Source organism: Streptococcus sp. 'caviae', assembly GCF_001937065.1.
Taxonomy (GTDB): Bacteria; Bacillota; Bacilli; order Lactobacillales; family Streptococcaceae; genus Streptococcus.
The window spans coordinates 216,545-236,852 of the sequence record NZ_MOWR01000003.1 but is presented as its reverse complement, the minus strand read 5'-3'; the positions used below and the strand labels follow the sequence as shown (position 1 = coordinate 236,852).

21 protein-coding genes are annotated in these 20,308 nt (G+C 42.3%); 7 read left to right on the top strand and 14 right to left on the bottom strand.

From position 1 onward, the window contains the following. Nucleotides 1-180: 180 nt before the first annotated feature. Together BMI76_RS04795 and BMI76_RS04790 are read right to left on the bottom strand one after the other, a co-directional pair. Complete coding sequence (locus tag BMI76_RS04795) at nt 181-1,791, bottom strand: ABC transporter permease (protein WP_075346461.1); 1,611 nt, start codon at nt 1,789-1,791, stop codon at nt 181-183. Next, nucleotides 1,788-2,534, bottom strand: coding sequence for an ABC transporter ATP-binding protein (locus BMI76_RS04790; protein WP_075346460.1), 747 nt, complete (start codon nt 2,532-2,534; stop codon nt 1,788-1,790). Before BMI76_RS04790 ends, BMI76_RS04795 begins: the two co-directional genes overlap by 4 nt. 160 nt (nt 2,535-2,694) lie before the next feature. On the opposite strand from BMI76_RS04790, the gene BMI76_RS04785 reads away from it, so the two are divergent. From BMI76_RS04785 to xerS, 3 genes are all read left to right on the top strand, one after another. Beyond that, nucleotides 2,695-3,453, top strand: a complete 759-nt coding sequence (locus BMI76_RS04785; RefSeq protein WP_075346459.1) for an SDR family oxidoreductase — start codon at nt 2,695-2,697, stop codon at nt 3,451-3,453. Between the two features lie 27 nt (nt 3,454-3,480). Continuing rightward, nucleotides 3,481-4,329: a glycosyltransferase family 8 protein gene (locus BMI76_RS04780; protein ID WP_075346458.1), complete on the top strand. Its 849-nt coding sequence runs from the start codon at nt 3,481-3,483 to the stop codon at nt 4,327-4,329. Between the two features lie 162 nt (nt 4,330-4,491). Then, nucleotides 4,492-5,562, top strand: a complete 1,071-nt coding sequence (xerS, locus tag BMI76_RS04775) for a tyrosine recombinase XerS (RefSeq protein WP_075346457.1) — start codon at nt 4,492-4,494, stop codon at nt 5,560-5,562. An 88-nt stretch (nt 5,563-5,650) separates the two neighbouring features. On the opposite strand, the gene BMI76_RS04770 is transcribed toward xerS, so the two are convergent. From BMI76_RS04770 to BMI76_RS04735, 9 genes are all read right to left on the bottom strand, one after another. Next, entirely contained in the window at nt 5,651-7,042 is a 1,392-nt protein-coding gene (locus BMI76_RS04770; protein WP_075346456.1) for an oxaloacetate decarboxylase subunit alpha, read from the bottom strand. A gap of 211 nt (nt 7,043-7,253) precedes the next feature. Then, entirely contained in the window at nt 7,254-7,787 is a 534-nt protein-coding gene (gene citX / locus BMI76_RS04765) for a citrate lyase holo-[acyl-carrier protein] synthase (RefSeq protein WP_180372829.1), read from the bottom strand. A 4-nt stretch (nt 7,788-7,791) separates the two neighbouring features. After that, complete coding sequence (gene citF / locus BMI76_RS04760; RefSeq protein ID WP_075346454.1) at nt 7,792-9,327, bottom strand: citrate lyase subunit alpha; 1,536 nt, start codon at nt 9,325-9,327, stop codon at nt 7,792-7,794. A 1-nt stretch (nt 9,328) separates the two neighbouring features. Beyond that, nucleotides 9,329-10,216 (bottom strand): citrate (pro-3S)-lyase subunit beta, encoded by an 888-nt coding sequence (gene citE, locus BMI76_RS04755; RefSeq protein WP_075346453.1) that lies wholly within the window; start codon nt 10,214-10,216, stop codon nt 9,329-9,331. Continuing rightward, nucleotides 10,204-10,512, bottom strand: a complete 309-nt coding sequence (gene citD, locus BMI76_RS04750; protein ID WP_075346452.1) for a citrate lyase acyl carrier protein — start codon at nt 10,510-10,512, stop codon at nt 10,204-10,206. Before citD ends, citE begins: the two co-directional genes overlap by 13 nt. Nucleotides 10,513-10,604: 92 nt before the next feature. Then, nucleotides 10,605-10,733 carry an OadG-related small transporter subunit gene (locus BMI76_RS10875; RefSeq protein WP_257615240.1) on the bottom strand — a complete coding sequence of 43 codons (129 nt, stop codon included), beginning with the start codon at nt 10,731-10,733 and terminating at the stop codon, nt 10,605-10,607. 28 nt (nt 10,734-10,761) lie between these two features. Further along, on the bottom strand, nt 10,762-11,883 hold the full coding sequence (locus BMI76_RS04745; RefSeq protein WP_075346451.1) for a sodium ion-translocating decarboxylase subunit beta: 1,122 nt from the start codon (nt 11,881-11,883) through the stop codon (nt 10,762-10,764). 30 nt (nt 11,884-11,913) lie between these two features. Further along, nucleotides 11,914-12,315 (bottom strand): acetyl-CoA carboxylase biotin carboxyl carrier protein subunit, encoded by a 402-nt coding sequence (locus BMI76_RS04740; protein ID WP_075346450.1) that lies wholly within the window; start codon nt 12,313-12,315, stop codon nt 11,914-11,916. 18 nt (nt 12,316-12,333) lie between these two features. Beyond that, nucleotides 12,334-12,663 (bottom strand): hypothetical protein, encoded by a 330-nt coding sequence (locus tag BMI76_RS04735; protein ID WP_075346449.1) that lies wholly within the window; start codon nt 12,661-12,663, stop codon nt 12,334-12,336. A gap of 282 nt (nt 12,664-12,945) precedes the next feature. Here BMI76_RS04735 and BMI76_RS04730 point away from each other — a divergent pair, with 282 nt between their 5' ends. From BMI76_RS04730 to citG, 3 genes are all read left to right on the top strand, one after another. Beyond that, nucleotides 12,946-14,349 (top strand): CitMHS family transporter, encoded by a 1,404-nt coding sequence (locus BMI76_RS04730; RefSeq protein WP_075346448.1) that lies wholly within the window; start codon nt 12,946-12,948, stop codon nt 14,347-14,349. Nucleotides 14,350-14,501: 152 nt separating this feature from the next. Beyond that, entirely contained in the window at nt 14,502-15,203 is a 702-nt protein-coding gene (locus BMI76_RS04725) for a GntR family transcriptional regulator (protein WP_075346447.1), read from the top strand. After that, nucleotides 15,190-16,080, top strand: coding sequence for a triphosphoribosyl-dephospho-CoA synthase CitG (gene citG / locus BMI76_RS04720; protein WP_075346446.1), 891 nt, complete (start codon nt 15,190-15,192; stop codon nt 16,078-16,080). Before BMI76_RS04725 ends, citG begins: the two co-directional genes overlap by 14 nt. Nucleotides 16,081-16,188: 108 nt before the next feature. On the opposite strand, the gene BMI76_RS04715 is transcribed toward citG, so the two are convergent. After that, complete coding sequence (locus tag BMI76_RS04715; protein ID WP_075346445.1) at nt 16,189-17,277, bottom strand: AbrB family transcriptional regulator; 1,089 nt, start codon at nt 17,275-17,277, stop codon at nt 16,189-16,191. Nucleotides 17,278-17,497: 220 nt separating this feature from the next. Here BMI76_RS04715 and citC point away from each other — a divergent pair, with 220 nt between their 5' ends. Continuing rightward, the gene (gene citC / locus BMI76_RS04710) at nt 17,498-18,544 is read left to right on the top strand and encodes a [citrate (pro-3S)-lyase] ligase (RefSeq protein ID WP_075346444.1); all 1,047 of its coding nucleotides are present in this window, start codon (nt 17,498-17,500) and stop codon (nt 18,542-18,544) included. Between the two features lie 137 nt (nt 18,545-18,681). Here citC and BMI76_RS04705 read toward each other — a convergent pair whose 3' ends face one another. Both BMI76_RS04705 and BMI76_RS04700 read right to left on the bottom strand, forming a co-directional pair. Beyond that, nucleotides 18,682-19,632 (bottom strand): HAMP domain-containing sensor histidine kinase, encoded by a 951-nt coding sequence (locus tag BMI76_RS04705; RefSeq protein WP_075346443.1) that lies wholly within the window; start codon nt 19,630-19,632, stop codon nt 18,682-18,684. After that, nucleotides 19,629-20,303 carry a response regulator transcription factor gene (locus BMI76_RS04700; RefSeq protein WP_075346442.1) on the bottom strand — a complete coding sequence of 225 codons (675 nt, stop codon included), beginning with the start codon at nt 20,301-20,303 and terminating at the stop codon, nt 19,629-19,631. Before BMI76_RS04700 ends, BMI76_RS04705 begins: the two co-directional genes overlap by 4 nt. Nucleotides 20,304-20,308 lie beyond the last annotated feature (5 nt).

Here is a 20,308-nt window from a genome sequence, read left to right as displayed (position 1 = left end):
CAGCCATGATGGCTGCGCCGTTACCTACAGAAACATGAAAATAAAACTAAAAACCCTCGCTAGGATGATGCTCTTAGCGAGGGTTTTGTGCTTGATCAAATATTGATACTTATTATTGAGGGACAAGCTCATCTATATCCCAAAATATGGCTTGATGCATTAGCCTAAGAAGTAAGTGCTTTAGTCAAATTTTTTCCAAAAGCGCTGTTGGATAAAGTAATGAAGTGCTCCCAAGGCTGCCAATGCAAGCACGGTCAGTCCGACTCCCACACCCAAAATAGACGTCTTTAAGGAAATTATAACGGCTAAAATGACTAAGGTGGTTCCCAGAATCAAATTGCCAAAAACAATTCCCATATAGAGCCACTGTCCGGAGCCTCTTGAAAAGAGCTGTGCCACATTTTGCCAATTAAGCGTTAAAAGCCGATAATCGCGCCAGTACATTAATTCACCGATAACAAAGCTTGACAGTACCATTCCCAGAAGAAAACTCAGCAGCAGCGCAATAGGGATTTTCAGCAGGGTAATTCCTAAAATAAAGTAAATCAGAATTGGCAGACTGATTTGCAGCAAAGTAAGGCAGTAGAATTTTTGCCGCAAAAAATGCTTAAAGGAAATCGGTAAGGTTTTTATAAAGGTATAGTTATTCTTTTCTAAGGAGATAGCAACTCCCAAAAAACTGCTGGGGCTGGAAATGAAATTCCCCATGATGATACCTATGAGCAACGCGACACCAAAGAAACGCGAATCAAGGTTTGCCAAAAAAGAATTCTCTGAGGAAAGAGTAGGGCCGATAAAGGCCGCGGCAAAGATTAAGGGCATTAAATAGCTCTGGACAAGCAGGGTTGCATCTTTAAGCGTGTTTAAGTGGTGTTTAATCAGAGTTTGCCTGAGACTGTCATTTGATGCCTTTTTGGTAATTTTTCTGGTTACTTGCTGATTTGTCTGAATGGACAAAAACTGTTCAAAATAATTGGATATAATGGTGCGCCAAATAAAAGCTATGAGGATGGCTATTATCCCAATTCCCAGCCAGTAATTTAAGAGGCTGGCTGTTGAGAAAGGATTCTTGATGACATCATAGAATCCTCTAAAATAAGGCATATTGGGCATTTGGGCAGCAGCGCCGTTTTCGTTCACTGAATTGCCGGTAAGCTGCAAGTAAAAGATGGTACCGACAGCAGCCACCGTTGATAGGACCATCAGGACTGTCGAAATCATTTTTTTGTGTGAACTTTTGACTAAAACCTGTCCGATAAAATAAATCAGAATAATACTCATGCAGTTAGTTGCAAGCAGCAGAAGCAGAAAGTTAATGACAGTCGCAGCAACAGTGACAGCGATAGAATGAGTCAGCTGCCAATAAGCAATTATAAAAAGAGACAGCAGCGGCATTAAAAAGGGTAAGCTGCCGCCCTGAGAGGAAATGAGTTTAGCAAAATAGACCTCTTTTTCCTTGACCGGCAGCGGCAGGTAGAGTTTGGTATCATCACTCTCATAAAAAACCGCAAAAAGTGTCGTAAATCCCGAAATAATAGCAATGATGCTGAAAAGAGCCACTTGGAAGGAAAAATACCCGCTTGACTGAGAGTAGTCAACTGCCAAGAAAAGGCTGAAGTAGATGACTAAAAAGAACAAGACTAAGAAAAGCTGCTGGCCTAATACTGTTTTATAGGCCGAAAAATGTTTATCCGGGTTCTTTTCACGCTTTTTTTGGATATTGGTCAATGCCTGGGGATTGGAATAAAGGATATTAATCTTTATCATTTCCCAAATATTTTTGTAACTCATGCCTCATCACCTGCCTTTGGCTCTTCTTTGCGTCCGGCCAGTTCCAGGTAGATTGTTTCTAGGTCTTTATCCGGATGATTAGCTTTTAATTCATCCAAAGTTCCAACAAAAATAAGCTTCCCATGCCGTAAAATACCGATGCGGTCGCACAACTGTTCGGCAACCGAAAGAACATGGGTTGAAAAGAGAACTGTGTGGCCGGTACGGGCATGCTCTTTCATCATCTCTTTCAAATCAAATGATGCCTGAGGATCCAGTCCGGTCAGCGGTTCATCCAGAATCCAGATATCAGGATTAGGAATAAGGGCTCCGATGACAATGACCTTTTGGCGCATGCCATGAGAAAAGCTCTCAATCGTCTCAAAGCGCCGGTCAAAAATATCAAACAGACTGGCAAGTTTAGCAATGCGATCTTCAGCTGTTTTGGGATCAACATCATAAATTTTCGCTAAAAACAGCCAATATTCTTGGGCGCTGAGATTAAGGAAGATGTCAGGAGAATCAGGTACATAGGCGATCCGTCTTTTAATGGCATCGCGATGTTCAGCCAACTTTAAATCATCCACAAAAATATCACCATAGCTGGCATTGATGACCGATGTCAGCATATTAATCGTAGTCGTTTTACCGGCACCGTTATGACCGATTAGACCAAAAATTTCACCGTTTTCAATTGTTAGGTTCAAATCACTCAAAGCTTGGGCGGTCCCGTATAATTTGGAAACATGTTCAAATCTAATCATAAAAATTCCTCCTTAATTATTAACTATTATACTATTAAAATCATACAAATAAAACCCCCTATTTTAGAAAAAATAAGGTAAAGGTTTCTGTACACTGATATTTTCCGGTAAAAAAGGTATAATAGCTATGATAAAACTAAAAAATCAAAGGAGATCGAAAATGGCAGAAGCAGTATTGATTACAGGCGCTTCAGCGGGATTTGGCAAGGCAATGGCGGAAACCTTTGTAAAAGCAGGATACCGTGTTATCGGAGCTGCCAGACGGTTAGAGAAGTTAAATGATCTTAAAGCAGCTTTAGGAGAAAACTTTTATCCCTTACAAATGGATATGACAGATACAGCCTCTATAGACAAGGCTTTAGCAAGTCTTCCTCCAGAATGGTCAGAAATTGAACTTTTGATCAACAATGCCGGCTTAGCTTTAGGGCTTGATAAGGCTTATGAAGCCAACTTTAAGGACTGGGAAACCATGATTGCCACTAACATCATCGGGCTGACCTATCTGACACGCCAAGTGCTGCCGGCTATGGCAGAGCGAAAATCCGGCCATGTCATCAATATCGGGTCAACTGCCGGAACCTATCCTTATCCAGGCGGAAATGTTTACGGTGCAAGCAAGGCCTTTGTAAAACAGTTCAGTCTTAATTTGCGGGCAGATTTGGCTGGAACCAAGGTCCGTGTCACCAATATTGAACCTGGTCTTTGCGGCGGAACAGAATTTTCTAACGTGCGTTTTAAAGGCGATGATGAGCGCGCTGATCAGCTCTACCAAGGCGCTCACAGCATTCAGCCTCAGGATATAGCCAATACCGTCCTCTGGGTTTATCAGCAGCCTAAACATGTCAACATTAACCGCGTTGAAATTATGCCGACTTCACAAAGTTTCGGCCCTCAGCCGGTTGACCGAGATTTGGATTAGAGAGAAGCACCCCAAATTTGTATTTTTATGAAAGAAAAAGAAACAGAAAATATTAATCTTTTGTTTGCGATTGATGACCGATTTGTAGACCAATTTAAGGTAACCCTCTATTCTTTATATGTTAACAGCTCTTGCAAAAATCTGACCATTTATATCTTGCAAAAGGGTCTTTTAAACAGGCATGATGAAATTGCGGCTTTTTGCCGTCAGCTGGGACTTGCTTATGAGCCGGTTGTCATCAGCAAAGATGATTTCAAAGACGCTCCGGTCAGCGATCGCTATCCTGAGACAATTTATTACCGGCTTTTAGCTCAGGAGTATCTCCCTCAGCATCTATCAAGGATTCTCTATCTGGACGCTGATATCCTTTGTCTGAATGACATTGTTTCTCTTTATCAGATGGAAATGGGCGGCAATTTATATGCTGCCGCCAGCCATGTGTCAGATAAGGGCATAACAGATATTGTCAATAAGCTGCGTTTAAATAATTTTGAGGCAGAAAGCTATTTTAATACTGGCATTTTGCTGATGAACTTGGAGAAGTGCCGTCAGGAAATAAACCGTCAGCTTATCATGGATTATATCGCTAAAAAGGGAAGAACCTTGCTTTTGCCCGACCAAGATGTTCTCAATGCTCTCTATGGCTCAAAAACAAGCCAAATTCCCGATGAAATCTATAATTACGATGCCAGGTACAATATCATTTACTTTACACGCAGTCTGGGAGAATGGGATCTTGATTGGGTCATCAAGAACACTGTTTTCTTACATTTTTGCGGTAAAGATAAACCATGGAAAAAAGATTATAAAAGCCGCTATGCAGTTTTGTATAAACATTATCAGCACAAGACAGAATTATTTGCTAGTAAAAATTAAAATTGATTGGCTAAAAAGAGAAAGCGAAAACTTTCTCTTTTTGTTTGTTGTTAAGATAACCTATAACATCTTTCCGAAAAACTGTAATTTTCTTGAAAATTATATATAGGTGTGATATACTTCTGTTATTAACATATAATGCTTATATCCTAGGAGATTAAAATGAGACGTGAACTCTTACTTGAAAAAATTGAGGAACTAAAAGAACTTATGCCCTGGTATGTTTTGGATTACTATCAATCAAAATTAACCATTCCATACAGCTTTACGACTCTATACGAATACCTAAAAGAATATCGGCGTTTCTTTGAATGGCTGATTGATGCTGGTGTTTCGGATGCTGAAAAACTGGCTGACATTTCGCTGGAGACTCTGGAGAATCTCAGTAAAAAAGACATGGAGTCCTTTATACTTTATTTACGGGAACGAACACTGTTAAACTCGAATACAAAACGTCAGGGCGTTTCTCAGACAACTATCAATCGCACGCTGTCGGCCTTGTCCAGTCTGTACAAATACTTGACTGAGGAGGTTGAAAATGCCGACGGGGAACCTTATTTTTATCGGAATGTCATGAAAAAAGTTTCAACGAAAAAGAAAAAGGAAACATTGGCAGCCCGTGCTGAAAATATTAAGCAGAAACTCTTTTTAGGCAGCGAAACAATGGAATTTTTAGAATACGTAGATTGTGAATACGAGCACAAACTTTCCAAGCGTGCTCTGTCATCTTTCCGAAAAAATAAAGAACGTGACTTGGCTATTATTGCTTTGCTGTTAGCTTCCGGTGTGCGTTTGTCTGAGGCGGTCAACCTTGATCTAAAGGACGTCAATCTTAAAATGATGGTTATTGAGGTTACCCGTAAGGGCGGTAAAAGAGATTCAGTCAATGTTGCGGCTTTTGCTAAGCCCTATTTAGAAAATTATATTAACATCCGTCAAAGGCGTTACAAGGCTGAAAAGACTGACACTGCTTTCTTTTTGTCAGAATACCGCGGTGTTCCTAATCGTATGGACGCTTCTTCTATCGAAAAAATGGTCGCCAAATACTCAGAAGACTTTAAAATTCGAGTAACGCCCCATAAATTGCGGCACACATTGGCTACAAGGCTCTATGATGCGACTAAGTCTCAAGTTTTAGTCAGCCACCAATTAGGACATGCCAGCACTCAGGTAACGGACCTCTATACACATATCGTTAACGACGAACAAAAAAATGCTTTGGACAAACTTTGATACATAATTTAAATTATGTAAAATATATTTATAACTTTAAAACCCTGAGATTTTTTCTCAGGGTTTATTGCTGTTAAAGTTAAGGTCATTAATCGAAATCAATTCTGACGTCCACTGTCTGCAGAGGTACGTCGTAAAATGGATCTTCACGGCGACCTAAGAAATCTTTAGCCTGCTGAGGGAAGGATGCATAGCTGAGCACATCTTCTTCACTTTTAGCGTATTGGGCGATTTCCTGACGTAAGATTGGCAGCTGAGGTTCAATGAGATCTGCCGGCCGTACGGTGATAACCTCTTCATCTCCGATGATTTTTTCTTTAATATCCTGGGCAATTGGTGCAGGCGGACGGCCGTACAGCCCACGGACATAGTCTTTAATTTCATTGGGCACTACCTTGTAGCGTTCGCCAGAAATAACATTCATCAAAGACTGAGTTCCTACCATTTGTGACAGCGGGGTTACCAGAGGCGGATAGCCTAAGTCAGCTCTGACACGCGGTACTTCTGCTAAGACCTCATCATAGCGGTCAGCCAAGCCTTGTTCGGTCAGCTGGCTGAGCAGATTCGACAGCATACCACCCGGCACTTGATAAATCAGCGTTTTTGGTTCAACATCTTTAACCTTAGGATTCAAGATGCCTTCTTTGCGGTAATGGTCGCGTACAGTATTAAAATGAGCTGCTGCTTCTTCGACTTTTTTCAAATCAATGCCAGTTTCAAAGCCGAGCTCTTCCAGAGCAATGACTAAGGATTCTGTAGCCGGCTGACTGGTGCCTCCGGCAAAGGAAGAAACAGCTGTATCAATAATATCGGCTCCTGCTTCAGCTACTTTCAGATAGGTCATCTCTGAAATACCGCTGGTTGCATGCGTATGCACTTCCAGAGGTAAATCAACAGCCTCTTTAATTCGCTTAACCAGATCATAGCCTGTCTGCGGCGTCAAAACACCGGCCATATCCTTGATACAGATAGAATCTGCGCCGATTTCAGCATATTGCTTCGACAAAGCAACAAAATAATCAACGGTGTGAACAGGACTCGTGGTGTAAGAAATGGCTACTTGTGCATGGCCGCCAGCCTCTTTGGTTGCCAAAACGGCTGTCTGAAGGTTGCGCGGATCATTCAAGGCATCAAAGATACGTACAATATCAATTCCGTTTTCAATTGATTTTTGAATAAAGGAAGTTACCACATCATCAGCATAGTTGCGGTAGCCGAGTAAATTTTGCCCGCGCAGCAGCATTTGCAGTTTGGTGTTTTTGACATGTTTGCGAATGGTGCGCAGCCGTTCCCATGGATCTTCGTTTAAAAAGCGAAGGCAGGAATCAAAGGTGGCGCCGCCCCACATTTCTAAAGCGTGGTAGCCGGCTTCATCTAAGGTTTTGAGAACAGGCAGCATTTCTTCGGTCGTCATGCGCGTTGCAATCTGACTTTGCTGGCCATCTCTTAAAACCGTCTCCGTAATACGGATTTTTGTCATTTCTACTCCTTTCATGAGATATGAGGACGTTAAGCAAGCAAGATAAAAATAAGATGTTTGACGGGGAATCACTGGAGATTTCGGGCAAACCTATCTTTTTTGCACAGCTTGCAGTCCAAACTTGATTCGTAAGATACAAAGACCGTGTCAAAACGATCAGATTTTTCGGACAGAGAAAATAAATTTTGCTTTGGTCCGAGATTAATTGTATTTAATTTTGATTGAGCAGATTAACAATAGCTAACCGCATTTCTTCAATGCTATGCTTGCGCGAGCGCCCGCAGACCTTAGCATTCTCATGACAGATATAGCATTGCCTTGCAGGAAACCCCAGGTCCTGCCGGCTGATTGGCTGAACATAGCCATCCTTAAGAGAGAGAACATCTAAGTCCATCAGGCGTCCGACAGGTTTTGCGGTTTCTATATCAATCGTTTTTCTTTTTAATGTTTCCGGAGGCAGGCTGCTTATCAGATAGTACTCCCAGCCCGTATCAGACATCAAGAGATGATCAAAGACAGTATCTTTAGTCAGCTCATGCCTGATGTCTGTGACAATCTCTTCAAAAGCTTGATTTAATGCCGGAGATGTCTTTACAGGACCGGGGATGTTCATGGTCAGACAAAGCAAGCTTTGCTCCTTATATTTCTCAAGAAGATCTCTTTGTCTGAAACTGCGCTTTTCTCGTGCAGCCATCATATCTTCTAAGTCTATTTGCGGTCCGTCAAAAACGGTTTGACTGCTCAGCGGTTTAGACATTGTGCACTACATCAATCAAGCTGCCGTCGCGGTATTCAATAAGAGCGACAACCTTATCACCGTATTGAATAGGTTCCGGATTGCCAACGACTGCATAGGCTTTTTCTTTCAGCTCTTCGATAGTGAACTGCGGCACTTTTAAATCTTTAAAGTGTTCCATCAGGTCAGGGCGGTTAGGATTGATAGCAATACCAACTTCTGTAACGACCACATCCACGCTGGTTCCTGGTGTGATAACCGTATTCACCTTATCAACGAAAGTAGGAATGCGTCCGCGAACCAATGGTGAAATAACCAAACTCATCTTGGCAGCAAAGGCTGTATCACAGTGTCCGCCTGATGCTCCGCGGATAACACCGTCTGAACCGGTCATAACGTTGACATTGAAATCTGTATCCACTTCTAAAGCAGACAGGACACAGGTATCCAATTGATTGATAACAGAACCCTTGCTAAGCGGTGATGCGTACATATTAGCATCAATTTCATAGTGTTTTTCAGCATTGCGATCCATAGACATAGCTGACGGATGGTCAAAGTCCTGTACGTCCATGATCTTGTCAACCAGACCTTCTTCCAGCAATTCTACCATGGCATTAGTAATACCGCCGAGGGCAAAATTAGCCTTGATACCGTCTTTAATCATCTGTTCGCGCATGAAACGTGTAACAGCCAATGAAGCTCCGCCGGTACCTGTTTGGAAAGAGAATCCTTCTTTATAGTAAGGGGAGTTCGTAATCACTTTAGCAGCATATTCGGCAATCAAAAGTTCCTTAGGATTTTTAGTGTAGCGCGTTGCCCCTTTGGCAATACCTTCAGGATCTCCGATGGCATCAACCACAACAACATAGTCTACATCTGTCTGCGGAATGCTGATTGGCGTATTGGGATAAGGTACCAAGGTATCTGTAATGATAACCACTTGGTCTGCATATTTGGCATCGATCATGGCGTAGCCCAGTGAGCCGCAGGTTGCTTTTCCTTTGGTTCCGTTAGCATTGCCGTAAGCATCAGAGCTTGGAGCACCCAGAAAGGCAACATCAATATGGATGTCGTCTGCTGCAATAGCTCGAGCACGGCCGCCGTGGGAGCGGATAACAACAGGATTTTCCATAATCCCTTCTGAAATGGCAGCGCCCACCTTGTCACGCAGACCGCTGGACGTAATGTTAGTAACCACGCCGTTTTTGATATGGTCAATCAAAGGCTCATGGACATTGGCAATAGAACTTGGGGCAATAGAAATATTTTTAATACCCATTTTAGCGATTTCATCCAGCACCATGTTCATCACATAATCGCCTTCACGAAAATGATGGTGGAAAGAAATAGTCATGCCGTCTTTAAGTCCGGTTTTTTCAATAGCCTCATGGATAGAAGACAAGAGTTTGTCATCAGAAGGTTTTACCGGCTTAACGTGTCGGCTTGATTCCTTGTAGTCCTTAATATGTGCAAGTTCTCCTTCGAATACACCGTAGCGCTCAGCGTATTCTTGAGGGATATCGCGACCTAATTTATTTTTTACCATCTTAAATATCCTCCTCAGTAAGCAATCCAGCAGCTTTTGCTAAAGCAATGACACGTTCTGCCCGTTCAACGATTGGTTTATCAACCATCTTACCTTTGAGCGAGATGACTCCGGAACCTTTGGCTTCAGCATCACGAATTGCCCAAACAACTTCTTTAGCGTTTTGAATTTCTTTTTCCGTTGGCGCATAAATTTCATTGACCAGCGGAATTTGACGAGGATTGATGACTGACTTACCATCAAATCCTAATTGCTTGATCAAACGCACTTCGTTTTGGAAGCCTTCTGGGTTGTTGACGTCTGAATAAACGGTATCAACCGCTGCAATTCCAGCTGCACGCGCGGCATGGAGAATCATGCTGCGAGCAAAGAACAGCTCTTGTCCGTCAGGATAGCGGCGGGTTTTCATGTTTGTCACATAGTCTTCAGCACCCAGTGCAATACCAATCAAGCGATCTGAAGCTTTGGCAATTGCGGGAGCATTAAGAACACCCTGAGCTGATTCAATAGCCGCCATCATTTTAGTCCGGCCGATGTCAATGCCATTGTCGCGTTCAACCTTTTCGATGACCGCTTCAACATCAACAATGTCTTGAGCAGTCTCTGTTTTTGGCAGGCGAATAACGTCAACGCCGGCAAGGATAACCGCTTCAATATCCAGAGCACCGCAGCTCTCTAAACTATTGACGCGAACAACCGTTTCTACTTTGCTGTAATCGAAAGTCTTAAGTGCAAAATGAACCAAAGCTCTGGAAGTATCTTTTTCCTTAAGGGAAACAGAATCTTCCAAGTCAAACATGATCGAATCAGCTCCGTATAAAGGAGCGTCTCTTAGCATAGCCGCATTAGCACCAGGGACAAACATCATTGTTCTTCTTAAACGTTCCATGAGTCAATCTCCTTCCAGTTGTAAGCTTCGACTTGAGCGGCGCGGTGAGCGGCAGCGATTGTCCGAGCTTGAATAGTACAGTCCAAAGCTCCCTTGTCAACTGCTTCAACTGCTGCTGCTTTCACATCTAAATGCTTGAGCGTTTCTTCAATAACTTTACGAATTTGTTGACCAAATTGCTTTTCAACACTGCTTTCCAATTGGATAGTAATGCCTTCAGCATCGCTAGGGTTTACTGTTACCATGATATCGCTTGACTCAAGCGAACCTGCAACAGCTGTTTGTTTGATATCCATAATTTCACCTCATATATTTTGATATGCGGCGCTGGTGAGATAGCTCTCACGGGTGTCGCAATAATATTAGATTGCTTGATAAGTCTTTACCGTTATTTATCAACCGGAAACAATTTGATAAGGACTTCTGCAGCAATGTACAAAATGCCTAAAACAATAAAGATACCAGCCATCCCCAAGCCCATTAATTCAAAGGCTTGAAGCAAATGTTCCATATTCATACTATTACCTCTCCTTTCACTGGGGCTGTTAGCTAAAGAATGACAGCAGCAAACCGCCGGCAATGACAGAAGCGATCTGTCCTGAAACATTGGCTCCGACTGCATACATCAGAACAAAGTTTTGAGGATCTTCGTCTGTCGCCATTTTTTGGATAACCCGGCTGGACATTGGAAAGGCTGAAATACCAGCTGCACCAATCATTGGATTAATTTTTTTCCTGCGGAAGATGTTCAAAATTTTAGCAAAGAGAACACCGCCGACAGAGTCCATAATGAAAGCAACCAGGCCGAACAAGATGATAAGCAGGGTTTGCACATTAAGGAATAAATCAGCCTGCATCTTCACTGAAATAGTCAAGCCCAGCAAGATGCTGACGATATTAACCAATTCATTTTGCGCTGTCTGTGACAGTCTGTCCAGAACGCCGCATTCACGCAGGAGATTACCGAACATCAAGAAGCCAACCAGAGGCAGGGAAATTGGTGCGATAAAGCCGGCAACAACCGTGATGACAATCGGAAAGAGAATTTTTGTCAGTTTTGAAACATTTTCGGCCTTGTAGGTCATGCGGATCCGACGTTCTTTCTTTGTTGTCACCAATTTAATAGCAAAGGGCTGAATAATTGGAACCAAGGCCATGTATGAGTAGGCTGCAACGGTTATCGGGCCTAACAAGTTAGGCGCCAGCTGATTGGCAACGAAAATGGATGTTGGACCGTCTGCTGCACCGATAATACCGATTGAAGCCGCTTCTTTGATATCAAATCCAGCCATAACGGCCACGACAACAACAAAGAAAATCCCGAACTGCGCTGCCGCTCCAAAGAGCAGCATGAATGGGTTTTGAAGCAGGGGACCAAAGTCAATCATAGCTCCGATTCCGATGAAAATCAGCAGAGGGAAAAGTTCTGTATTAATCCCGAATTTAAAGAGAATGTCGAAGACCCCTTCTTGTTTGACGCCGTTGACAACCTGAGTCAGAACCCCTGTGCCGGGAAAGTTCACCAAGAGCGTTCCAAGTCCCATGGGCACTAAAAGCGTTGGCTCGTATTCCTTTTTAATCCCCAAATACATCAGAGTAGCTCCAATGAGCATCATAATCACCTGGGGAAGTGTAATGGATGTAATTCCTGAAATTAAAGTTTCCACAAACTCACTTCCTTCTAATTATAATTTGTGTTAAGCGATTGTGATTAAGCCATCGCCAGCATTGACAACCTGACCCTGTGTCACATGGATAGCTGAAACGGTACCGGCTGAACCGGCTACAATTTCATTTTCCATCTTCATGGCTTCCAAAATCATCAATGGCTGATTTTCAGCAACTGTATCACCCACATTGACAAGAATCTTCAGAATGGTTCCGGGCATTGGAGCCGCCATAGCATCAGCGCTGGCAGGTGCAGCCGCCGGAGCTGGTGCCGGACTAGGCTGAGCCGGTGCTTCTGCTGGCACTTCCTGAACAGGTGCCGGAGCCGCAGGCGCTGCCGGAGCTGCTGCTGGTGCCGGTGTTCCGCCGATTTCTTCCATTTCGACCAGGTACTCCTTGCCGTCCACTGAGATTTTAAATTTACGTAACATTAATAAATGCCTCCTTTTTTATTTCTTTTGATAAATATTTTTAACAGCTAACTGGCTGTCCGAAGACTCCCCAGCTGCGATACTGGCTGCAATCACTGAAACTTTTAAGGCTTCGGGATTGCGCTGTAAAATCTTTTTAACAACAAACTGACTGTCAGGATAATCACCGGCTGCAATGGCTGTCGCAATAACACTGACCAGCTGATAATCAGATTTATCGGCCGGGATAAAAGCAGGAATAGGTTCCCATTCAGCCTGAAAAGAATTCAAATTATTTTCAAAATTATTATCATTAACTTTTTCAACAGGTTCCTGTGATTTATTGAACAATCGCGTAAAAAGACCCATCTGTTTCTCCTTTCTATTTATCTGTGCAGAGGGCAAATAATTCTTGCCGAAACAATGCTTCTAAGCCTATTATATACTGGATTTAGGAATTTTCATGGCTTTTTTGTGTTCTTTTTTAAAGCCCTTTCAAAATGTTTTTTTTGTGTTCTTCTTAGGAAAGACTATTCCTTTTTTAAGCGCTTTCACTTATACTAGTCTTGTACAAAAAAATCTTGCTTCTTATTTGAATTCTGTGTTTTTTATTGGAATTAAATAAGAAAGATTAAAAAGGAGAGATAACTTATGTTATTAACAATTTTAGCTTATGCTATGATTATCGTCTTCATGTATGTCGTCATGAAGAAGAAAATGTCGCCTTTCACGGCATTGGTAATAGTACCTCTGGTAGCTACTATTATTGTTATTCTGACAGGAGTCGCAGACTTTAAAGCTGACCAAAGTTTTGTCGAATTCCTGGGGGACGATAAAATAGCAAACAATCTGACAGCTATTGGCCCCATGATCTTATATGGGATCAGTAATACGGCTAACACAGGGATTATGCTCCTGTTTGCCATCTTGTATTTCTCACTGATGCTGGATGCCGGTCTCTTTGATCCTATTACGGAAAAAATGATTCGCTTTGCTAAGGGCGATCCAATGAAAGTTTTGATGGCCACTGCTGTCGTTGCAGCTGCTGTTTCCCTTAACGGTGATGGTACAACAACCACTCTTATTTGCTGTTCAGCCTTTCTTCCTATCTACAAAAAGCTGAACATGAGGATCATGAACCTCGGTGTCTTGATTATCCTGCAAAACACTATCATGAACCTGCTTCCTTGGGGCGGACCTACAGCTCGTGCCATGTCCGTTTTAAATGTCGGTTCTGAAATTTTAGGTTATCTGGCACCTGGTATGATATTGTCACTGCTTTATGTCATCTTCTTCGTTGCTAGAAGCATGGGTAAAAAAGAACGCAAACGCTTAGGTGTCACTGAGTTATCTGAAGCTGAAATTTCAGCCCTGATCGAAACTAACGATCCTGACACAATGGCAATTCGCCGTCCTCAAAACTTTGTATTCAACGGTATTTTGACCATTATCCTAATCGCCTGGCTGGTTGCCGGATCCTTCATCCCAGCTATCGAAATGCCATCGCTCTTCCTCTTTGCGGTCGGTACCTGTATCGCCTTGATGGTCAACTATCCTAAACTGAAAGATCAATCAAAACGGATCGGTGAAAACGGCGGCGATGCTGTGCAAGTTGTTATCTTGGTATTTGCTGCCGGTATCTTCATGGGACTTTTCCAAGGTTCTGGTATGGCTGGTGCTCTGGCTCAAAGCTTTACAACAATTATTCCAAAACAGCTGGCCGGCTTCTGGGGTGTGGTTATTGCTCTTATCTCTGCACCGGGTACCTTCTTCCTCTCAAACGACGGCTTCTACTACGGTATCATGCCAGTCTTGGCCGAAGCTGGTGCTAAATACGGATTTGATAATATGGCCATGGCCTTGGCTTCCCTGATGGGACAAGCTTTCCACTTATTGAGTCCGCTGGTTGCCTTTATCTACCTGCTGCTTCGTTTGACAGGTTTGGATATGGGCGAATGGCAAAGAGAATCCGCTAAATATGCGCTTGTAGTGTTCGTCATCTTTATTGTAACGATCCTGCTTATCGGACGTCTGCCATTCTACATTCCGCAATAAAAACTGCAAACAAGAAAAAATCGCAGCTTATTTGCAGTAACTGATTTTCTTAAGGACTTGGAGCATTTGCTCAAGTCCTTTTTCTAAATATCTTGGAAAAAGTTAAGTATTTTCGGTATAATAAAATTAAGACTAAAAAACGGGGAGAATTCATGAATTCAGTTGTAAATGCTGTGAAAAAAAATTTAGATTTATCACAGAATGTTCCTTTGAAAATCGCTTTTTATGAGGCCTTGCGAAAAACGATTATCCTAAGCGAGATTCCTGCCGGCTCTCGCATTAATGAAAAAGAGCTGGCAACAGCTCTCAATATCAGCCGAACACCGATCCGCTATGCTCTGGGAGTTCTGCAGGAAGAAAAATTGGTTGAGCATATTCCTAAACGCGGTATCATTGTTCGCGGCATTTCCTTAAAAGATGCTATCGAGATTTTTGACATCCGCAAGGCTCTGGATACTCTGGCTGCAACCAAGGCCATGTATCTGATGAACGAGGAAGACTTCGCAGAGATGAAAAAGATTCTGACTGACTGTGAAGGGTTTATTGATGATGGCGATATCGAAACAATCTTGGATAACTTTAACCAGTTTAACGACCTCATTTACCGTAAAAGTCAGATGCTGCGCCTGAGAGAAATTGTGACCGAACTGCAGACCTATCTGAGGTATTTCAGGGAAATCTCCATTGGCTCTGTAGAGAGACGTAAACGTGCTTTAAAAGAGCACTGGATTATCTATCGCGGTATGCGCAACAGAGACGTTGAACAAATCACTTTGATTACACACGAACACCTGAACTCTTCTCTGGAATTTATTCTGCAGCAAATGGAAAGCCGCCAAGATGGACACCATTAACGAAAAGCTTGAACATGTTAGCAGTCTGGCTGTCAAGGCTCTCTTGTATGAACTGGCACTGTCCCCTAAACCTGGATTGGTCGACCGCTATGATACAGGTGCCCATGATGATATGGATTTTTATACTTTCACAGACAGCATTATGGCACTTGAACCTTTTTTTCGACTTTACATTCAGACAGGCTGGACCTATCATAACGAAGCTCCCCACGAGCTCTTTCACCGTCTTCGACTTTTGGGACTTAAAGCTGAATCAGCCATGTTTGCTGCAACTCACGGCATCAATACCCACAAGGGAGTTAATTTTTCCTTAGCCCTGCTGCTCGGTGCTACGGGTGCTTATTTAGCCAAGCATCCTCATCTGCTGCAGGAAAAGACCTGTTTCAGTTCTGCCGACACTCAGGCTGTCTGTACCCTAGCTGCCGATATGACCAAAGAGCTGGTAGAAGAGGATTTAAGCCATTTAGAAAAGAAATCTGAGCTAACCCATGGCGAGCGGCTCTTCCTCGAGCATGGTATTAAAGGCCCTCGCGGCGAAGCTGCCGGCGGCTATGCTTCGCTTACCCAAAAAGCCCTGCCGTTTTTAAGGCAGGAGCTGGCAAAGGGAAAAGATCATCATACGGTACAGCTGCAGCTATTGCTTTACCTGATGACCTTTGTTGAGGACGGCAATCTGATTCACCGCGGCGGGATCGCAGCATGGAAAACGGTCAAAGAGGAGTCTAAGTCCCTCTTAGAAACGACTCCTTCTGCAGATTTGCCTAACCAAATGACTGTTTACAACCAAAAGCTGATTGAGCGGCACTTAAGTCCTGGAGGCTCTGCCGACTTGCTGTCTTTGACCTTCTACTTCGCTTTTTTAGAAAATCTTCTTTGATGTGTCGTGCTCTACGGCAGGCTGTCTTTATCCTTTGTAAACCACAACAAACATGCTGAGGCGAAAACCTCAGCATCTTGCATTTTTAATCATCTTTTATTTGAATGCTTAGAGCAAATGGACAATAAACCTGACTAAAATAGGCATAACAATAACAGTGTACAGGGTACGGCTGATTTGGATCCCTGCAATTTTAGGCATATCACCGCCTAATTCTCCAGCAAGCAGCGAAATATCTGTTGCGCCGGCCGGTGATGAAGCGAAAAGAGCAGACTGCAAATCTAAAATACCTCTCTTATACATGACAAAACCAAAGAAAGCATTAATGATGAGATAGCTTGTTAGCAGTAAAATAATCGGTATAATTAAATGGACTAATTCTATCAGGCTTTTTTGCGTGAAATTAATTCCGATAAGCGAACCAGCACAAACCTGAGCTATATAGCGGATAGCCTTTGTCAGCTGGACGGTGTTTTTAGTAATCTTTAAAATGCTGGAAAAAATCAGAGAGAAGATTAAGGCACCGACCGGAATATCCAGCCACATCCCAATCAAACCGCCTATACTGGCAACCGCTAAAATAAAGGCATTATTGAGCCACTCCTCTTTTAAAGACCGCTTATTGTCAGGCTCTTCTTCAGCTGTATCATCTTTTACCAGATCAGAGGCAGAAAGAACCGGCTCCTGTTTTTGATCTTCAGGGGCAAAGCGTTTAGTGATAAAGGCAACCCACATGGGCAGAATGATTAGAATCCCCACCAGTCTGGCAGACTGTAAGGTGGCAACAATATCTGACTGCGCTCCCATGTCAATACTCATGAGAGACACATCAACAATCCCGCCGGGCAGGCAGGATAAAAAGGCTGTCACGGCATCCATTTTAAAACATAGGATAAACACAAAGCCTATCAGTATCATGTTGATGGTAAACAGTATCATCAAAGAGGCGATGGATACGGCCAGTTTGGGAAGATTGAGAAGATCTTTTTTTGAAACTTGCTGACCGATATAGGCGCCGCTGACAATCTGAGCAAAGATTTTTATGGATGCTTCCATCTTCATTTGTCCGGTAATGATTGAAAAAATAGCCACAGCAACCATACTGCCAATCATAAACGGTGCCGGAACCTGGAGTTTTTTAGCGGTTATTCCGCCCAGAAGGCCTACTAAAAGCGTAAAAGCAATTTGTAAAATCATAATTTTTCCTTCTTATCTTAATAATCAACATGACAACTTCCCCTTTATTATGACACATTTAAAACGGTTTATAAAGTCATTTTAGGTTTTAAAAGTGTTTAAAATGACTGTTTATATTTAAAAAAGATCTGGTTAGTGCTAAAATATAAGAAATGTCAGTGCTTTAATTTAGTCATCTTCTACGCTTACAGATGATCGCTATTTGATAAAGGAGTAAGCCATGCCAACCTATCCGATTTCAAAAATTTACCCTTCCGATAAAAACAGCCTGCAAAAGATTGATGTCCTGCTGGAAAAAGAAGGCATTCACCGGGATGCCAATCTGGACTATACCTGTGCCATGTTTGATGACGATCTCAATGTTATCGCCACAGGTAGCTGTTTTGGCAATACCCTTCGCTGTCTAAGTGTCGGCAGCCGTTATCAAGGAGAAGGATTGCTCAATGAAATTGTCACCCATCTCATCAATGTTCAATTCGAACGCGGCAATACCCATATTTTTCTCTATACTAAACCCTGTACGGCCAGATTTTTTGGTGATTTAGGCTTTTACGAGATTGCCAGGGCTGATAATCAAATTGTTTTCATGGAAAATAAGAAAGATGGCTTTGATAACTATCTCAAAACTCTCCAGCTGCCCGAACGTAAAGCTCCTACTGCTGCTGCCTTGGTGATTAATGCCAATCCTTTCACCTTGGGACATCAGTATCTAGTTGAAAAAGCAGCTGCCGATAATGATGTTCTGCACCTTTTTATGGTCAGTGAAGACAGCAGTCTGATTCCTTTTGACATTCGAAAAAGGCTTATTTTGGAAGGAACTGCTCATCTAGCCAATATTTGCTACCATGAAACCGGTCCTTATATCATCAGCAAATCAACATTTCCAAGCTACTTCCAAAAAGATCAGGCAGCTGTTATTGAAAGTCAGGCGCGCATTGATTTGGCTATTTTTACGCGTATCGCTCAGCATTTGGGCATTCAAAAGCGCTATGTTGGAGAGGAGCCGACAAGTCTGGTAACCGGTATTTACAATAAGATTATGCTTGAGGAGCTGCCCAAACAGGGAATTGAGTGTTTGGTTATCCCCCGCAAGGCCTATAAAAGCGGCCCAATCAGTGCTTCGACTGTCCGGCAGGCTCTCAAAGAAGGAAATCTGGACATTTTAAAAGAGCTTTTGCCTCCGACAAGTCTAAATTATTTTTTGAGTCCTGAAGCTCAGCCGCTTATTCGCAAAATCCAAAAAGAAGCTAATGTCATCCACTACTAGTTAACATAAACAAAGAGACTAAAAGGCCACATTCTTAACAAAGACTGTCAGCCTTTTGGTCTCTTTTTATGATTACGGAAAACTTCCTAAAATTCTTTTTAATTTTTTAAAGAACCTCAAAAATGCTTGAGCAGATTTCATTTTCTGGTGATGCAGACTTGCGTTCCTTGGTCAATCTGACTGTCAACGGCAATTTCCAGCTCAAGGCTGTTTAATATTTTTTTGGCCATATAAAGGCCTAAGCCCGTCGCTTTTTGATGTTCATGTCCATTGTAGCCTGTAAAACCTTCTTCAAAAAGTCTGGGAATATCTTCCTTTAAAATTCCCATTCCTGTATCTTCAATAAGTACCTGATTTTCCTGAATCAAAATAGTGATGTGACCGCCCTTTTTATTGTACTTGATGGCATTATCCAAAATTTGTGAAAAGACAAAGCTCAGCCACTTCTTATCTGATTTGAGCTCCCAGTCACCCTGAATGCTTACCGAAATTTCTTTTTGCAAAAAGAAAACCTGATTTTTCTTGATCAAATCAACCAATATCTCACGAACCTGACATTTTTCAAAACGAAAATCGCTCTGATTCTGACTGAATTTAACATAGTTTAAAAGCCGGGCTAAATCATTTTCCAGCCTTAAAAGCTGACTTTGAACATCCCCTTGTTTCAGATGATTGGTTTGCGCCATTAAAGAAATGGCAGAAATCGGCACTTTCATTTGATGCGACCACATTTTTATGAGCTGCTGCAAGCTTTCCTCACGCGCTTTATAGTAAAGTCTGTCATCAAGCTGTTCTTCCAATACTTTCTCAAGCGCTGCCTTATAGGCCAGATCGCTGGGTGCCTGTAAAAAATTCAAATTTTTCAGCTCTCTGACCGTCATAAAATGATGCAGGCTCTTTATTTTTTGATAAAATTTCCAGTACCAGTACAGGCTGATGAGCACTAAAATTGTCCCATTAAAAATAAGGCTGCTGATAAAGTAGGAGAACGGCAGGTGATAGAGGTAAAAGGTCAGCAAAAAAGTCAAGCTAAGCAGCACGTACATCATATACCAGTTACTGTATTCTTTAAAATAAGCTCTAATCATTTGATCAAGTACCCCACTCCTCTGACTGTATGAATTTTATCAAAATTCAGGGTCTGCACCTTTTTGCGCAGTCTGGTCATGTTGACACTGAGCGTGTTTTGGTCAATGAATTCCTCACCTTCCCACAGCTGATTGAGAAGAGATTCTTTTGTAACCACTTCGCCTTTATGGTCAATCAGCAAGGAGAGAATCTTGGTTTCGGTTGGCGTCAGCTGAATTTTTTGCTGCATTTCCGTATTGGAAAATACCCCGTCCAGAGTCAGCTCGAAGTCCCCAATTTGATGGCTCTGTTTGGTAAATTCATTAGCCCGGCGCAAAAATGCAGCGATTTTAGCATCGAGGATAGGAAGCGAAAAAGGCTTGCTCAAAAAATCATCGCCTCCCATATTCATAGCCATTACGGCATTCATTTCTTCATCGGCGCTGGAAATGAAAATAATCGGCATGGTCAGCAGCTGTTTTCTGATTTCAGTGGTCCAATAAAAACCGTTAAAATAAGGCAGGGTAATATCCATAAGCACTAAATCCGGTTTAAACTCAGCGATTTCCTGCAAAATAGCCCTGAAATTATCGACACTTTTGACATGGTACTGCTGTCCCAAATGATTTTTTAACAAGCTGACGATGGTAGCATCATCTTCAACTATATAAACTTTTCCTTGCTTTTTCATAATTT

Excerpts from the sequence above, each read along its gene's own strand:
- BMI76_RS04795 (WP_075346461.1), bottom strand. The coding sequence starts at position 1,791 with ATGAGTTACAAAAATATTTGGGAAATGATAAAGATTAATATCCTTTAT.
- BMI76_RS04790 (WP_075346460.1), bottom strand. The coding sequence starts at position 2,534 with ATGATTAGATTTGAACATGTTTCCAAATTATACGGGACCGCCCAAGCT.
- BMI76_RS04785 (WP_075346459.1), top strand. The coding sequence starts at position 2,695 with ATGGCAGAAGCAGTATTGATTACAGGCGCTTCAGCGGGATTTGGCAAG.
- BMI76_RS04780 (WP_075346458.1), top strand. The coding sequence starts at position 3,481 with ATGAAAGAAAAAGAAACAGAAAATATTAATCTTTTGTTTGCGATTGAT.
- xerS (WP_075346457.1), top strand. The coding sequence starts at position 4,492 with ATGAGACGTGAACTCTTACTTGAAAAAATTGAGGAACTAAAAGAACTT.
- BMI76_RS04770 (WP_075346456.1), bottom strand. The coding sequence starts at position 7,042 with ATGACAAAAATCCGTATTACGGAGACGGTTTTAAGAGATGGCCAGCAA.
- citF (WP_075346454.1), bottom strand. The coding sequence starts at position 9,327 with ATGGTAAAAAATAAATTAGGTCGCGATATCCCTCAAGAATACGCTGAG.
- citE (WP_075346453.1), bottom strand. The coding sequence starts at position 10,216 with ATGGAACGTTTAAGAAGAACAATGATGTTTGTCCCTGGTGCTAATGCG.
- citD (WP_075346452.1), bottom strand. The coding sequence starts at position 10,512 with ATGGATATCAAACAAACAGCTGTTGCAGGTTCGCTTGAGTCAAGCGAT.
- BMI76_RS10875 (WP_257615240.1), bottom strand. The coding sequence starts at position 10,733 with ATGAATATGGAACATTTGCTTCAAGCCTTTGAATTAATGGGCTTGGGG.
- BMI76_RS04740 (WP_075346450.1), bottom strand. The coding sequence starts at position 12,315 with ATGTTACGTAAATTTAAAATCTCAGTGGACGGCAAGGAGTACCTGGTC.
- BMI76_RS04735 (WP_075346449.1), bottom strand. The coding sequence starts at position 12,663 with ATGGGTCTTTTTACGCGATTGTTCAATAAATCACAGGAACCTGTTGAA.
- BMI76_RS04730 (WP_075346448.1), top strand. The coding sequence starts at position 12,946 with ATGTTATTAACAATTTTAGCTTATGCTATGATTATCGTCTTCATGTAT.
- BMI76_RS04725 (WP_075346447.1), top strand. The coding sequence starts at position 14,502 with ATGAATTCAGTTGTAAATGCTGTGAAAAAAAATTTAGATTTATCACAG.
- citG (WP_075346446.1), top strand. The coding sequence starts at position 15,190 with ATGGACACCATTAACGAAAAGCTTGAACATGTTAGCAGTCTGGCTGTC.
- BMI76_RS04715 (WP_075346445.1), bottom strand. The coding sequence starts at position 17,277 with ATGATTTTACAAATTGCTTTTACGCTTTTAGTAGGCCTTCTGGGCGGA.
- citC (WP_075346444.1), top strand. The coding sequence starts at position 17,498 with ATGCCAACCTATCCGATTTCAAAAATTTACCCTTCCGATAAAAACAGC.
- BMI76_RS04705 (WP_075346443.1), bottom strand. The coding sequence starts at position 19,632 with ATGATTAGAGCTTATTTTAAAGAATACAGTAACTGGTATATGATGTAC.
- BMI76_RS04700 (WP_075346442.1), bottom strand. The coding sequence starts at position 20,303 with ATGAAAAAGCAAGGAAAAGTTTATATAGTTGAAGATGATGCTACCATC.